Source organism: Moorena sp. SIO1F2, from assembly GCF_010672755.1.
In the GTDB taxonomy this organism is placed as follows: domain Bacteria; phylum Cyanobacteriota; class Cyanobacteriia; order Cyanobacteriales; family Coleofasciculaceae; genus Moorena.
This window is the reverse complement of the sequence record NZ_JAAHFV010000165.1, coordinates 1-14,087: the sequence shown is the minus strand read 5'-3', so window position 1 is coordinate 14,087 and position 14,087 is coordinate 1. Positions and strand designations below refer to the sequence as shown.

The window sequence follows — 14,087 nt, the reverse complement described above, 5'->3', positions numbered from 1 at the left end:
CCAGAAACTATACCCATTGCTCCAGTAAACACCGGATTTATTATAGTCAGGATCAGCAACTACTGTTGCTAGTCTATCCCCTGCTAATTCCTGGGACACATAGCCTCCAGTAATGTTTTTCTGGAACAATGGGAATAGTTTCTGGAACAGGGAATAGTGGTTACGGAATAGAGCGGTTTCAGCAACACATCCCGGATAAAGGGAGTTGAAAACTATTCCGGTAGAGTCATGATAGCGCTGGTGCAGCTCTCGCATGGTCAGCATGTTACAGAGTTTGCTGTCCTTGTAAGCTTTCCCAGATTTAAAGGCTTTGCCATTAATCATTGAGATGGGGGGTTTGAATCCTTCTTCAAAACCCTTGAGGTCTCCCAGGTCTGGAGGTGCTGGAATCGGAATCTTTCCTCCCAATTCCTTGGGATTAGCAGTAACAGTTCCCACAATCACTAGCCTTGGCTGGGAAGATGATGAATTCTTCAAATCCTCTAGCATCAGATTACACAGGAGGAAATGACCAAGGTGATTGGTAGCAACACTCAATTCATATCCGTCGGGATTTCGCAACGGTTCCTTTGATAACGGCAGATAGATGGCAGCATTGCACACCAAAGCATCGAGGGTTCTGCCGGTTGCTCTGAAAGCATTTACAAACTGCCGAACACTGTCAAAGTTAGCTAAGTCTATATATAGCGCTGTATAGCTGTCTTTTGGGATTCCCACCTCTTGGGCAGCTTTTTCAGCTTTATCAAGATTCCGACAAGCCATCACTACATGCCATCCCCAGGTTTGGGCAAGAGCTCTGGCCGCTTGCAAACCAACTCCCGACGAGGCTCCTGTAATAATGACCGTTGATTTATGATCGTTTTCCATTTTGTTTAAAACTGGCCTATTGATCGTAACTTTATTAGGCTCTCACACTAAGTTGCGATCAAAGATACTATCTTCGGTTAGAGTTTTAAGCTTACAGGTAGCCAGTTACAGGTTGAAGGTTGAAGGTTGAAGGTTACAGGTTACAAGGTTGAAGGTTGAAGGTTGAAGGTTGAAGGTTACAGGTTGAAGGTTGAAGGTTACAGGTTGAAGGTTGAGGGTTACAGGTTGAGGGTTACAGGTTTAAGGTTACAGGTTACAGGTTACAGGTTACAGGTTACAGGTTACAGGTTCTAAGCTTCAACTGGTTAACTTTAAACCGCTTAACCTTGGCCTTTGGCCACGCTACGCGAACAACCGCTTAACCTTGGCCTTTGGCCACGCTACGCGAACAACCGGTTAACTTTAAACCGCTTAACCTTGGCCTTTGGCCACGCTACGCGAACAACTGCTTAACCTTGGCCTATTGGCCACGCTTCGCGAACAACCTTCAACCAATTAACCTTGGCCTATTGGCCACGCTTCGCGAACAACCTTCAACCGATTAACCTTCAAGCGCCTTCAACCTTCAACGGTGAAAAACCTTCAAGCTGTTGCAACTTGACCACATTACCAATGACTGCGATCGCAGGAGCAGAAAACTGTGTTGCTTCAACCTGAGCCACAATGGTCTCTAAGGTGCCAACCAGCTGTTCGGAGTCAGGTCGTGTGCCCCAGCGAATCAGCACTACTGGTGTCTGGGGATTCAATCCTGCTTCACACACTTCGGTGACAATCCGATGCAGATTATGAACTCCCATATAAATCACAATGGTTTCTGAGCCATTTGCGATCGCATTCCAATTCACCTGAGGTCGATACTTGCCCACTGACTCATGACCGGTGACAAAGGTAACGGAAGAACTATAATCCCGATGGGTCAATGGAATACCCAGATAGGCTGGTGCTGCAATCCCGGAGGTTACCCCTGGTACCACCTCCACTGGCACCCCTGCCGCGATCAAATCCCCCATTTCCTCACCACCACGACCAAACACAAAGGGGTCTCCTCCTTTCAGCCGTACCACCACGGCATGAGAGTGGGCCTTTTCAATCAGCAGCTCAGTTGTCTGTTGCTGCAACATGGAATGACGACCCCTGCGCTTTCCGGCATTAATCTGTTCCGCCTGGGGATTAATCATCTTCAACACTTGCGGACTGACTAGGGCATCATAAACTACCACATCTGCAAATTCTAATAACCCCTTTCCCTTCAAGGTCATCAATCCGGGATCTCCAGGACCTGCCCCAACCAAATACACTTTACCCAAACATGCCTTGCTCACTACCTTCACGTCCTTGATGTCTTCGTGGTTCATTTCTGCCTAATCCCATCCATAATCAAATCAACCAATGCCTCACTCACCCCAATTGGTTTTCCGAGATTCAACTGCACTTGAGGGAACCTCTGCTGTATCTCCAGTAACATTTGTGCGATCGCATCGGTAATTCTTCCCTCAAACAGAAAATATGCCAAAATGGCAATCTTTTTTGCTCCAGAGTTTGCTATTATAGAGACCTGCTCCCAAAGGGACGGCTGTACTGACCAGTCGGCCGCCACAGCCCCCAACTGGTTAGCTACAGCCCCCGTTTCTTCTTGACCCCCAGGGCGGCTCGTTCCATGGGACAACAAAATCTTGGCATCGCCATCTAGCCTTGCCCATTGATTTCTCAACAGCCTCACCAAAGCTGGATTAGCTCCCAAATGAGGCAGTAGATGAATCACCATTTCACTACCTAATTTCTGTTGCGCTAGAGATACTTGCCAAGGAATATCCTCCATCACATGTACCCCCCGCAATAGAAATAGGGGCAATAGTTTCAATTCCTGACAGCCAGCCCCTTTAGCGAGCTGAGCAAATCGGACAATTTGCTCATGTAGGGGTGTATCAGCTAGTTCTAAAGTGGCTGTACCTACCAAAGGTGCGCTTGACCTTGGCGAATTAAATTCGCCACGGGTCGCACCTAAAGGTTGACCGGAAACACCGTTAGCTGTTAACAGATCACCGTCACCACTGCTGCCCTGTGGTGAGATTTTCGGTAAGATTGTCTCTGTAGCCTTAGCTTGCTCAGAGGCTAGTCGAATTCGCAGCAACTGAGCCAATTGTGCCATAGCCTGCTGGGGACGCAGGTCATGACTGCCGTGGGAGATTAACAGATACGCAGATGAGGGTGACAACGGTATATTGAACTACCTTGATCGAATGTGTTAATTAATACTATCTTTCCTAGAGAGACAATTTTGTATAAACTATTTCTTAAGAATGTTGCATTGTGCTAATTTCCCTGCTATTGCACCAGCATGATGCCACCAGTCAAATCCTCCAACCCAGCGCGGTGATGGCAAATGTCTTACTGGGGATTGGAGTTGGAAGTCGAAGGCTTGATCTCGAACATCGGAATTGTGAATGGGCCAGCTGATGCCATTGGCCGTAAGCCACGCTACGGGAACGCAAAACCTATAGTAACGAAAGTTGTTAGTTATAGCGCTACGGGCTGGGAATAGGGAAGATTCCTGTTATGAGTTCCCTGTTCTGAGTTGCCTGTTCAACACTTATGGGATAATTGATCGCTCTTTATCTTACTTATTGCTGATTTTCAAGTTCTAGTTCACATTGACTAAATACATAATTAATTGCTGAATACAGTCTCTCTAAATCAGAAATTGTATAATTGTTAATTTCTCTAGTATAGAGATTTCCTTTGAGTTTACCAAACTGCCAAAGTTGACCATTGGAAACAATTCCAAATATAGTTTGCTCAGATTGGTCATTAAGCTTTTGAATTGCGATCATTTCTGCTAAACATTGACCCCACCCCTTAATAAAATCATCCTTTTTGGCTTCTACGGCTACAAAATAAGGCTTTTCAAAAATTTGTTTGCCAAGGGGTGACCGCTTTGCTAAAATATAATCGGGTATTCCCGTGAGCTGTTGATCATAGGTTATTGGTTTATGACTCCACAGCGTAAATTTATCTCGATACTGTCTGTATACTTCTTTTAAGAGCGGAAAAATAATAGTCTCACAAATAGCATACTCTGACTCTTCAACGGTAAATTCTCGAAGACAAAACTCTAAATCTTCTTTAAACGCTTCTCTGATTACAGTGTCAGTTTCCAGGATATAATTGGCTTCAGTAGCAGTAATTGTAAATTCTTGAAGTACTTCGCCAATGGTTTTATAGGAATCGAAGGACATGATGGAATTTAGAATTTAGAATTGGGAATTGGGAATCGGGAATCGGGAATCGGGAATCGGGAATCGGGAATTGGGAATCGGGAATCGGGAATCGGAAATTGGGAATCGGAAATTGGGAATCGGGAATCGGGATTAGCCACGATAACACAACACTCCCCATCACTCCATCACCCCATCACCCCATCACCCCATCACCCCATCACCCCATCACCCCATCACCCCATCTCCCCATCACCCCATCTCCCCATCTCCCCATCTCCCCATCTCCCCATCTCCCCATCTCCCGATCTTCCCACAGTAACTACACTTCCCCCGCTACTTCTGCAAGAGGTCTAGTGTTAGCAAGTGCTGCTAAAAACTGAGCCAGTTGTGCTGGAATTTGATCGTGGACAATTTGGCGGTATTCAAGGAAATGCTCCAGATAGGCATGATCGCTAAGATACCGTTTCCATACCTGAGGATTGTGCCTGAGGATAGAAAAAAGTTGACCCCAGAATTGGAAGCGGGTTTGGCGCTTGATGCCATTGCGCCAGATAATAATTAGCAGTGCCCACAAATAGATAAATTTTGGCATTACTAATTTAGGGTGATAGGATTTCGGCTTCATGTTTAAGTAGTGCCGATAAAGTCTGCCTAAATAGGATTCTGGTTTATATAATTCCCAGAAACAACTGACATATTCCTGAGCCAGTTGTTCTATCGGGCGAGTGGGGATAAAATTAGTCAGGGTTGTCTGATTGATATTTTCCTCATTGCCTTCTAGCAAACGCCCCTCTTGTTTGAGCCGATCCCAAAGGGCGGTATTTGGCAAGGCTTGTAGCATACTAAACACAGGATGGGGAATGGCGGTTGCTTCTACAAAATCGATAATGCGATCGCCTGCTCCTGGTTTTTCCCCATCCAAGCCAATAATAAAGCCAGCCATCACTCGCAAACCTGCCCGATTAATTTTCTCAACGGCATCTCGTAAGGGTTGACGAGTGTTTTGATGTTTTTTGGTCAGGGTCAAGCTATCAGTATTTGGTGTTTCAATTCCCACAAACACTGAACTAAAATTGGCAGCAATCATCAACTCCAACAGTTCATCATCCTCGGCCAAATTCAAGGAAGCTTCTGTGGACAAAGGAAAGGGGTAACCATGCTCTGCCATCCAGGGAGCTAGTTCCTGCAACAGAAGCTTAACATGGCGTTTATTGCCGATAAAATTATCATCAACTATAAATACAGGAAGCCGCCAACCCAAAATATAGAGGGTTTCCAATTCAGCCAATACTTGAGCAGGGGTTTTGGTGCGCGGTTTACGGCCATATCGCACAGAGATGTCACAGAATTCGCACTCGAAAGGACAACCACGGGAAAACTGTACCGACATCTCGCTTTGACACTCCCCGGTCATTAGACGCGGGGATTCTTGGCTCAATGACTCGACTTGCTCAACCAGGCCGGAGCCAAGAAGAGTAGAGGTCAAATCTCCCCAAGCGTTTTGGTTTAATACCAGGGTTCCGGTGTGCCCCACCGTACCTAAAATAGTTAACAAATTTAAGTTAACAAATTTAGATAACAAATCTAGATGAACATTTTTTTGATCTTAGACTTTCATAGACGTCCAAATCGTTAGACTTGATTGTGCAACATGATTATCTCAAAACAGGTTTTTTACACTGTCTACTTATTCAATATCATGTTTATCTAGAACATTAATTGTTTTTTTGTTATGTTTTTATCTTAACACGGTGCGATCAAACTGTCAATACATAGATGCTCCTTTGGAGCCTTCAGTTGCGAACAAAAAAAAGCCGTCCTGTAAGGACGGGGCGCGATTACCCAAATTTTTTGGTAAATCGTAGCGGGGAATTGGTGTCTTGGTGACATCTGCCCTTTCGCCATGAGCACGGAATACTCCCGAGGTTTCTCCAAAAGCCAGTGCCTCCACAAATCTCGGTAGGGTAATCTCACCTTCATCTAAAATCAGAAAGTCTACTCCTGCTTCTTGAGCTTCCTCTGCTATAGACGTGACATAAGGACCACCAACGGCTACCAATTTGCCCCGCCGTTTCCCCTCCCCAATCAGGTGGAGCAGATCGGGTTTCTGGACAATCATACCGGAAACGATCACCACATCTGCCCATTCCCAGTCAGCGTCAGTTTCTAAACGAACATTACGGTCTACTAAGCGGAATTCCCAGGTTTGAGGAAGAATAGCTGCTACGGTAATCAGACCCATAGGGGGTTGGGCGACTTTGCAGCCGATCAGTTCTATGGCTTTATCAAAAGACCAATAGGATTTCGTGAACAGAGGAGACAGGAGTAAAACTCTCACGTTTGATGTTGAAATCAAGAATAGTACAATACTACAGCAGTTCTCAATTGAGGGAATCGGGAATCGGGAGTAGGGAATCGGGAATCGGGAATCGGGAATCGGGAGTAGGGAATCGGGAATCGGGAATCGGGAATCGGGAGTAGGGAGTAGGGAATCGGGAATCGGGAATCGGGAGTAGGGAGTAGGGAGTAGGGAGTAGGGAGTAGGGAAAAAATCTTGTGTACTTTATTACTATCAGAACCGCTATAAATTCTTGTCTTCAACCTTCAACCTCGAACCTTCAACCTTCAACCTCGAACCTTCAACCTTCAACCTCGAACCTTCAACCTCGAACCTTCAACCTTAAACCTTCAACCTCGAACCTTCAACCTTAAACCTTCAACCTCGAACCTTCAACCAACCAAAGTCCTAGTTATCTTAAAACCTGATTAACCATGCGTTTACTATGCCTGAGCAATGGTCATGGAGAGGATGTCATTGCTGTCCAAATTCTACAGGAATTGCAACATTACTCTACTTGTCCAGAACTAGCCGCCTTACCCTTGGTTGGGGAAGGAAAAGCTTATGTGCCATTAGATATCCCCATTATCGGCTCCGTTGAGCAGATGCCATCGGGTGGATTTATCTATATGTCCCAACAGCAAGTGTGGCGTGATGTGCAGGGAGGCTTAGTGCAATTGATTTGGTCCCAATTAAAAGCAATTCGCCGTTGGGCTAAATCAGGGGACTTTATCCTAGCAGTAGGAGATATCGTACCACTGTTGTTTGCCTGGTGGAGTGGTTTACCCTATGGCTTTGTTGGTACTGCCAAATCCGAATACTATTTGCGGGATGAATCGGGATGGTTACCCAATCGACCCCGTTGGGAAGGGTGGTCAGGCTCGGTTTATTTGCCTTGGGAGCGTTGGCTGATGTCTAATCGCCGTTGCTTAGGGGTTTTTCCTAGAGATACCCTGACCACAGAGATCTTAAAGCAGTGGTCTATCCCAGCTTTTGATCTCGGTAATCCGATGATGGATGGGATTTATCCAGACTATCCAGCACCCATGGTTTATGACAAAGATGCAGAATTGAAGGAAACTAAGCGTACCCTAACCATTACCTTACTACCGGGTTCGAGAATACCCGAGGCTTATCACAATTGGGATCAAATCATCTTGGCAGCATCAGGGTTACTGGATACTTTTGCTTCGCGATCGCTTTTGTTCCTCGCTGCCATTGCTCCAGGATTAAGCCAAGACCCTTTACGGGAGGTTTTAGTCGCTCATAGTTGGAGTGAGGTCACCCTGGCATCCCATCCATTCAATCTCCAGCTCAAGGACAAACAAGCTTTGGCCTTTACCAAGCAAAATGGCACACTGATTTTAACCCAGAACGACTATAACCTATGCCTGCTCCAAGGGGATTTCTGTATCGCCATGGCAGGCACAGCCACAGAGCAATTTGTCGGGTTAGGAAAACCAGCCATTGCCATGCCAGGAGTTGGTCCCCAATATACCCCTGCTTTTGCCGAAGCCCAAACTCGCTTGTTAGGTCCATCGTTAGTAATAGCACAGCAACCAGAATTTGTAGCAAGCATAGCGAAAGAGTTATTCCAGAATCCCGACAAGTTACAGCTGATAGCAGAAAATGGACAGCGACGCCTTGGTCAACCAGGGGCAGCAGCTCGGATTGCTAAGTGTTTGATGGCAAAGATGAATTCTTAAGGATTAATTATTAATTATAGAGTTTATCATGGTACTGAGGTACACATAATTTTTACCCAATTTCCAATTCCCTGTTTCCTAAAAAAAAAGATGCTATGCTATAAAATTTATCGCCAAACATCGATATAGTCAACACCATATAATGATTTTGGAATTAGTGCAGAAGTCGGGAACTTTGGTGGATTGGGCAAATTCGCAGCAGCAGGGAATAAAAATTGACGAAACCATTATCACAAAAGCGATGGCTCCCGGTCTATACTGGGCTTTTAACAAAATTTAACATTTTTTTATACCATGAAAAGTAATTCTTACGATACTATGGCTAAGTGGAAAACTTAGGAGGCAAGGAAATGAACGATCAAAGATGGATTACTCTAGGTTTTCGCCCTTGCTGAATCAATCGGAATTAGACCTACTGAATTGTTAGCTCATAAGCCAGTCGATGATTAGGGTAAAATTCATCCCGTTGGCTGAATCAGTTGTTAGTAACTAAAGACAGAGAATGACCCAAGTCTATACCAAAGATTTTGAAATTCAATGCCCTCCCTCACAGCGCACCTGGAGAGAAATTTACCAAAAAATTGCTGCGCTTCCCTTACCAGGTGTTCCCATTCGCTTGATTTTAACTAAGGTTGAAGGAGATACGCTCACTTTTGAATCCAGCTTTATCGATACAGACAGAGAGCCGGTTTGGTCATCGTTACTAGACATTAATATTCGTCAACGGGTTTCTAACCAACCGTTTGTCGCAGTTAGTATTATTCCCACCGGAGTCAGAGCAGAAATTGGTGGTTTTGCCGGAGATGCTACTCCCAGTACCAATCTGTTAGCGACCGCTTGTGACTATCTGGTCACTAATCCCAATGCCGTTACTGCGTCGGATATCTATTTCGGTCAGGATAATGTTCTTTATCTGGAAGGTAATCTGATTTGTCAGTTACTCCTGGGTAATATTGGAGTGATTCCAGAAAAGCGCAAAAACATTGCAGCAATTATAGAAAAGCCAAGAGATGAGCGATTTTTAAACAATGTGATTAATGCGCTCAATGGCTTGCGCGCTGTAGGGGGAATTAATATCGACCCTGTAGTGGTAACGGGTGGCCCAGTGGAAACCGCCTGTACCTATTCCCAGTATGGTAATGCTTCCGGGGAATTTAAAGGTATGGACGAGTTGATGAAGGCTCTAGATGTGGTGGAAAATTCTTCCGCTAGGGCGGTGGCTTTAATGACTACTTTGGAAGTAGACGATAAAATCCGTCAAGCTTACTACCGAGGGGAATCTATCCCCAATCCTTGGGGCGGTGCGGAAGCAATTATGACCCACATGCTCACTAATTTTTATCCCTTTACTGCTGCCCATGCTCCCTTATTATTGGAGTGGGAACATACGGGATTTGGTAAATTAGTAGACCCTAGGGATGGAGCAGAATTAATTTCCAGTGCCTATGTTTGTTCGCCCCTCAATGGTTTAATAAACTCTCCCCGTCCGGTAAGGTTTGATACTCCCGTAGCCCCAGGGGAAACCAGGATATCGGTGGAGAATGTTTCGGCGGTAGTAATGCCAGAAACAACCGTGGGAAATATACCTTTCCTCGCTTCTTTAGACCAAGGCGTTCCCGTAATCCTAGTTAAAGATAATACCACTAAATACGATATTACTCCTGAAAGATTGCAAATCGAAACTCAGGGCAACCCGATATATCGTGTCAATAGCTACATGGAGGCGACGGGATTACTGTTAGCCTTACGTAATGGTATTGCAGTGGAAAGTACAATTCGTCCAATACCACAACTTCAGCCAATTTTTCTGTAGCTTATGACTCAACCTTCTTCCACTTATAAGCTAATCGCATCTCATAATCAGGATGTGCAGGTGAGTCTTTATACTCCTGCCCACCAAGGAGTTGCTCAAAATAGCGTACGCCTCAGTCAAGAAATCTATCAATATGATGCACCATTTCTCACTCGCCCTCGCACTGAGAGCATAGAAAAACATTTCTCTGAAATGTATGGCACTAAACATACGTTTTGGCTAACTGGGGGAGGGACTCAAGGGGTTTTAACGGCTTGTGCTTTATTGGGTACTCAGTACAAACGAGTGGCGATCGCTCTTAACAGTCATATTGCTACAATTAATGGTATCATCTTAGCAGGATTAGAGCCTTATTTTATTCCTTCTGTGTCTTTGATGCCCACTACCTCCGAGGTGATTTCTGCATTAGAAACCAGTGGCGTATCGGCTTTGTTACTAACTCATCCGAGTTATGAAGGTGTAACTGTGGATCTGGCATTGATAGCTGATTACTGTCGCGATAGCGATATTGCTTTAGCAGTAGATGAAGCCCACGGTAGTCATTTTCCCTTTCTGGACGAACAATGGCAATCGGCGATCGCATTTAAGGCTGATATCGTAACCCATAGTATGCACAAATATACTGGGAGTTTGGTACAGACTGCTTTATTGCATTTACCAACTGACTCTCGGTTTACTGTTGAACAAGCTATGGGGGTTTTGCCTTTATTTGAAACCACTACCCGCAGTAACCTGTTAATGCTGAGTATTGAAGATGCGATTAAGAAGGGGTATTCTGAAGAAGGTCAAGGGTTATTTTGGCAAGCTATTGGTGAATGCGATCGCCTGCGCAGTCAATTGGATAATTACGGCAAGGTGTTAACTTATGATGCCCAAGTTACCGATCCTCTGAAAATCTATTTAAAAAGCGATCGCACTACAGGGGAAGAGTTAGCAGAGCTGTTGTACGAAAGCGGGATTGATGGGGAATTTGCTGGTGAGGAGGGATTGTTATTAATTTTCTCTTTCCATCACAATCCACAAGATTTCCAATTTATGAGAGAAACCTTAGCAGCCATTGTGCCGATTCTGAGGGAAAAAGCACCAAAAGATACTTTACCTGACAGTTACTTTTGCCGTCGTCCTCAAATGAGGACTTTACCTAAAGATGCTTTCTTTGCTCAGAAAGAAAAATTACCTATTGGGCAAGCATTAGGGAAAATTACTAGTTGCTGTATCAAGAAAGTTCCCCCAGGGAGTCCAATTTTGATACCAGGAGAAGAAGTTACTCAGTGGCACCTGCAACGTTTATCTCCTGATACTTTGGTTGAAGTAGTGAGGGAGTGACTAACGATGATCGAAGAACAAGCCAACGATTTTTTAGAAGCAAGACCTTGGTTATCTGGGATTTGTGATAGCCAAAGTACTGAGGAATTAAAAAGTAAGTACGATAGTTGGGCAAATACCTATGATGCAGATATAAAAGAAGATTGGTCTTTTATGCCTGCTAACATAGCACGGACATTAAGCCAACTGCTTCCTAATAAAGATGCCACAATCTTAGATGCTGGAGCTGGGACAGGGTTAGTGGGTGAAGCCTTAGCCCAACAGGGATATACTAATCTTACTGCTGCGGATTTGTCAGAAAAAATGTTGGCGATCGCTAAAGATAGACAAGTCTACAAGGCTCTCCATCAGTGTAATTTAGAAGATTCTCAAATTTTTAGTAATTCAGTAACTTTTGATGCTATTATTGCTGCAGGGGTTTTTGCTTATGCTCATGCTGGGGTTGAGGTATTAAACAATCTATTCGGTCTTTTAAAAGAGGAGGGAATTTTTTTGTTGACGATACGGGAAGACTATCGCCGTGAAATGCAGACAGCCTTAGAGCAATTACCGTGGACACTAGTTAGTGAAGAGGGTTTTCCGATATATGAAGAAGCCAAATTGATGTATCTTATGGCTTTTAAAAAGAAGGAGTGATCGCTAAGTTATTTGAAGTTAATTTACTTATTTCACACTTTCCTTATACACACTCCTACCTACAAGCTCCATCTGTGAAGTACAATTTATACAAATTTAGATAAGCTTACCCTGTAACTTATAGTTGTTGATTTCAATTAAAATACCATGAATAATATGAATCAATCAGAATTAAAACTTGGCTTAGAAAAACTAAAGCAAGATTGGGAACCAAAAGGTTTTAAATGCGAGTTATATAGAACAAATTCTGTAGAGTTTTGGTCAAATCCAGGTCATAAAGCTGATGAATTTATTATCATGATAGAAGGGGAATTAGAAGTTTATTTTCAAGGTAAAACTCACCATCCTTCCATTGGTGAATTCTTCAAAGTACCTGCTAACACGCCTCACAATACTAGGATGTCTGGGATTATGTATTGGATCTATGCTTTTGATTGGCAGTGGAATGAAGATGGGGTTGGTATTGAAGAGGGGAAAATACGATCACCAAAAGTTAAATCTGTTTGAGGAGTGATCGCAATGAAGAATCAAAGTGCTGATCAATCCATTAGATCTGATCAAGACATCTCACAGAATAAAAGACTTGTCAAAATTTCTGATCGAGAAGATATCTCCTCCCTTCCCAAGGGTATTTGGAGACCTCTGACTGAAAACTATCATTTACAAACCTGGAAAGGGATACCAATGGACAAAAGTCCTATAGAAATTGCCCTTTATCCAATGCTCATTTACGAACTCCAACCAAAGACAATTATTGAACTTGGTGCAGATACTGGAGGAAGTGCAGTATGGTTAGCAGATCAGTTGAAGTTATTTGAAATTGAAGGTCTTCTCTACTCTGTTGATATCGATTTATCCTTACTTGATGAAAAAGCCAAAGCCCAACCCAATATAAAATTTTTGGAAGGTGATTGTCACCAGATCGATATGGTTTTATCCACCACACTGCTTTCTACACTTCCTCATCCTTGGTTAATCATAGAAGATGCTCATGTTAATTTAGTCGGTATCCTGAATTATTTTCATCACAATGGCTTACAAAATGGAGATTATTTAATTATTGAAGACACAAATAAAGCTTTATGGGAGGCTTGGTCAGATTGGGAAGATAAAGAATTTATTGAACGGATGAAAGGTAAGCTTGATTTACTAAAAAAATGGCTGATGCAGCACAAAAATGAGTACTTAATTGATACTCACTATCAAGATTTGTTTGGTTATAACGGCTCGAAGAATTGGAATTCGATGTTAAAAAGGATGTAAATAACAATGATTAACAAATCTAGAATAAACGAAATAATAAACGATTTGCAAAAAAACAGGTTTAAGTGTAAAGTTTCTATTGATGACTTAGAAGATTAGGTAGTCCTGCATAGTGATGGTGGGTGGGGGCTGAAACCCTAACCATACCGTTACCGATATCATTACAATGCACCACTACCCATTTCCCCTACGAAGGATAAAAACTACTCTTTTCATTGCTTAAAGTCTGTAGTTAAAAGTGGTTATTCAATCCGCAGTCGATGTTCATAAAGTCTTTGGTAATAAGGTAAACAGTAGTCATAGGTCTGCTTCAAGTGTTCATTGTTTTCAACACTAACGTAATTTTTTCTGTCCCTTTCTTTAAATTCCCGACTCGATTGTAAGTAAGTGTGCCAATCTCCTTCCCATGGAAGAGTCCATATTTTAGAGCATATCTTAGGATTCCATTTTAACGCTTGGGGCATAAACGGAATTCCTACAGCATCACAGTAAGCTTTAATCGTGGCCTCTGGTTTTTGTACCAAGTCATCTGAGTCAATGAGGGGGGGGACTTGTCCCAGAAAGGCTTTGGTGACTTCAAACAATTGGTAAAGTTCTGCATACCCAGTTTCACTTAAGTGGAAGTCAGGCCAACCGGCAAATAGAGAAGGAAGGCTTTTGGCAGGATGGCGAATAAGGAAAGTGTGGTTAAAGTGGGATAAAAAAGCTTCATCGGCTCGATCGTAAATATATAAAGCCATATCTTTAATAAAGACAGGTTGGCTTTGAGCCTTATTGATTAGGTCTTGGAATAGGGGTTGAAAATTATAAGCTGGATTAATCTCAGCTTTTGCACAGCGATCAGATTTCCTTTCCTCGCTACCGTAATAGTATAGGCTAAAGGGTTCATGAAGAACAATAAAGTCTCCCCTTGCTTGCAA

16 protein-coding genes and 1 pseudogene are annotated in these 14,087 nt (G+C 43.3%); 8 read left to right on the top strand and 9 right to left on the bottom strand.

Going from position 1 to position 14,087, the window contains the following annotated elements; all coding sequences use genetic code 11:
* A partial coding sequence (locus F6J94_RS19165; protein WP_293043432.1) for a protochlorophyllide reductase occupies window positions 1-867 on the bottom strand: 867 nt, incomplete at its 3' end.
* 371 nt (window positions 868-1,238) lie between these two features.
* On the opposite strand from F6J94_RS19165, the gene F6J94_RS19160 reads away from it, so the two are divergent.
* Window positions 1,239-1,412 (top strand): hypothetical protein, encoded by a 174-nt coding sequence (locus tag F6J94_RS19160; protein ID WP_293043430.1) that lies wholly within the window; start codon window positions 1,239-1,241, stop codon window positions 1,410-1,412.
* 3 nt (window positions 1,413-1,415) lie between these two features.
* On the opposite strand, the gene cobA is transcribed toward F6J94_RS19160, so the two are convergent.
* Together cobA and F6J94_RS19150 are read right to left on the bottom strand one after the other, a co-directional pair.
* Window positions 1,416-2,222: a uroporphyrinogen-III C-methyltransferase gene (cobA, locus tag F6J94_RS19155; protein ID WP_293043428.1), complete on the bottom strand. Its 807-nt coding sequence runs from the start codon at window positions 2,220-2,222 to the stop codon at window positions 1,416-1,418.
* Complete coding sequence (locus tag F6J94_RS19150) at window positions 2,219-3,082, bottom strand: sirohydrochlorin chelatase (protein WP_293043426.1); 864 nt, start codon at window positions 3,080-3,082, stop codon at window positions 2,219-2,221. The genes cobA and F6J94_RS19150 overlap by 4 nt, the downstream gene beginning before the upstream one ends.
* A 168-nt stretch (window positions 3,083-3,250) precedes the next feature.
* Here F6J94_RS19150 and F6J94_RS19145 point away from each other — a divergent pair, with 168 nt between their 5' ends.
* Window positions 3,251-3,409 (top strand): hypothetical protein, encoded by a 159-nt coding sequence (locus F6J94_RS19145; RefSeq protein ID WP_293043424.1) that lies wholly within the window; start codon window positions 3,251-3,253, stop codon window positions 3,407-3,409.
* Window positions 3,410-3,488: 79 nt separating this feature from the next.
* On the opposite strand, the gene F6J94_RS19140 is transcribed toward F6J94_RS19145, so the two are convergent.
* The 5 genes and pseudogenes from F6J94_RS19140 to F6J94_RS19120 form a co-directional block, all read right to left on the bottom strand.
* Window positions 3,489-4,103, bottom strand: a complete 615-nt coding sequence (locus F6J94_RS19140) for a hypothetical protein (protein WP_293043422.1) — start codon at window positions 4,101-4,103, stop codon at window positions 3,489-3,491.
* Window positions 4,084-4,263, bottom strand: coding sequence for a hypothetical protein (locus F6J94_RS19135; protein ID WP_293043420.1), 180 nt, complete (start codon window positions 4,261-4,263; stop codon window positions 4,084-4,086). Before F6J94_RS19135 ends, F6J94_RS19140 begins: the two co-directional genes overlap by 20 nt.
* 141 nt (window positions 4,264-4,404) lie before the next feature.
* The gene (locus tag F6J94_RS19130; protein WP_293043418.1) at window positions 4,405-5,640 is read right to left on the bottom strand and encodes a B12-binding domain-containing radical SAM protein; all 1,236 of its coding nucleotides are present in this window, start codon (window positions 5,638-5,640) and stop codon (window positions 4,405-4,407) included.
* A gap of 300 nt (window positions 5,641-5,940) precedes the next feature.
* A pseudogene (locus tag F6J94_RS19125) lies at window positions 5,941-6,423 on the bottom strand (cobalamin-dependent protein); the annotation flags it as partial.
* Between the two features lie 14 nt (window positions 6,424-6,437).
* The gene (locus F6J94_RS19120) at window positions 6,438-6,686 is read right to left on the bottom strand and encodes a hypothetical protein (protein WP_293043416.1); all 249 of its coding nucleotides are present in this window, start codon (window positions 6,684-6,686) and stop codon (window positions 6,438-6,440) included.
* Window positions 6,687-6,857: 171 nt separating this feature from the next.
* On the opposite strand from F6J94_RS19120, the gene F6J94_RS19115 reads away from it, so the two are divergent.
* From F6J94_RS19115 to F6J94_RS19090, 6 genes are all read left to right on the top strand, one after another.
* The gene (locus F6J94_RS19115; RefSeq protein ID WP_293043414.1) at window positions 6,858-8,129 is read left to right on the top strand and encodes a lipid-A-disaccharide synthase-related protein; all 1,272 of its coding nucleotides are present in this window, start codon (window positions 6,858-6,860) and stop codon (window positions 8,127-8,129) included.
* Window positions 8,130-8,631: 502 nt separating this feature from the next.
* A complete protein-coding gene (locus F6J94_RS19110; RefSeq protein WP_293043412.1) occupies window positions 8,632-9,942 on the top strand; it encodes a DUF3326 domain-containing protein in 1,311 nt (436 codons plus the stop codon).
* A gap of 3 nt (window positions 9,943-9,945) precedes the next feature.
* Window positions 9,946-11,268, top strand: coding sequence for a DegT/DnrJ/EryC1/StrS family aminotransferase (locus F6J94_RS19105; protein WP_293043410.1), 1,323 nt, complete (start codon window positions 9,946-9,948; stop codon window positions 11,266-11,268).
* 6 nt (window positions 11,269-11,274) lie between these two features.
* On the top strand, window positions 11,275-11,904 hold the full coding sequence (locus F6J94_RS19100) for a class I SAM-dependent methyltransferase (protein WP_293043408.1): 630 nt from the start codon (window positions 11,275-11,277) through the stop codon (window positions 11,902-11,904).
* A gap of 147 nt (window positions 11,905-12,051) precedes the next feature.
* Window positions 12,052-12,411 (top strand): cupin domain-containing protein, encoded by a 360-nt coding sequence (locus F6J94_RS19095; RefSeq protein ID WP_293043406.1) that lies wholly within the window; start codon window positions 12,052-12,054, stop codon window positions 12,409-12,411.
* Between the two features lie 12 nt (window positions 12,412-12,423).
* A complete protein-coding gene (locus F6J94_RS19090; protein WP_293017341.1) occupies window positions 12,424-13,167 on the top strand; it encodes a CmcI family methyltransferase in 744 nt (247 codons plus the stop codon).
* Between the two features lie 242 nt (window positions 13,168-13,409).
* Here F6J94_RS19090 and F6J94_RS19085 read toward each other — a convergent pair.
* Window positions 13,410-14,087, bottom strand: a 678-nt coding sequence (locus F6J94_RS19085; protein WP_293043404.1) for a sulfotransferase family protein, incomplete at its 5' end; no start/stop codon positions are given.

Coding starts and splice junctions, on each gene's coding strand:
- F6J94_RS19110 (WP_293043412.1), top strand. CDS start 8,632: ATGACCCAAGTCTATACCAAAGATTTTGAAATTCAATGCCCTCCCTCA.
- F6J94_RS19100 (WP_293043408.1), top strand. CDS start 11,275: ATGATCGAAGAACAAGCCAACGATTTTTTAGAAGCAAGACCTTGGTTA.
- cobA (WP_293043428.1), bottom strand. CDS start 2,222: ATGAACCACGAAGACATCAAGGACGTGAAGGTAGTGAGCAAGGCATGT.
- F6J94_RS19135 (WP_293043420.1), bottom strand. CDS start 4,263: ATGGGGAGTGTTGTGTTATCGTGGCTAATCCCGATTCCCGATTCCCAA.
- F6J94_RS19145 (WP_293043424.1), top strand. CDS start 3,251: ATGTCTTACTGGGGATTGGAGTTGGAAGTCGAAGGCTTGATCTCGAAC.
- F6J94_RS19140 (WP_293043422.1), bottom strand. CDS start 4,103: ATGTCCTTCGATTCCTATAAAACCATTGGCGAAGTACTTCAAGAATTT.
- F6J94_RS19090 (WP_293017341.1), top strand. CDS start 12,424: ATGAAGAATCAAAGTGCTGATCAATCCATTAGATCTGATCAAGACATC.
- F6J94_RS19105 (WP_293043410.1), top strand. CDS start 9,946: ATGACTCAACCTTCTTCCACTTATAAGCTAATCGCATCTCATAATCAG.
- F6J94_RS19115 (WP_293043414.1), top strand. CDS start 6,858: ATGCGTTTACTATGCCTGAGCAATGGTCATGGAGAGGATGTCATTGCT.
- F6J94_RS19095 (WP_293043406.1), top strand. CDS start 12,052: ATGAATAATATGAATCAATCAGAATTAAAACTTGGCTTAGAAAAACTA.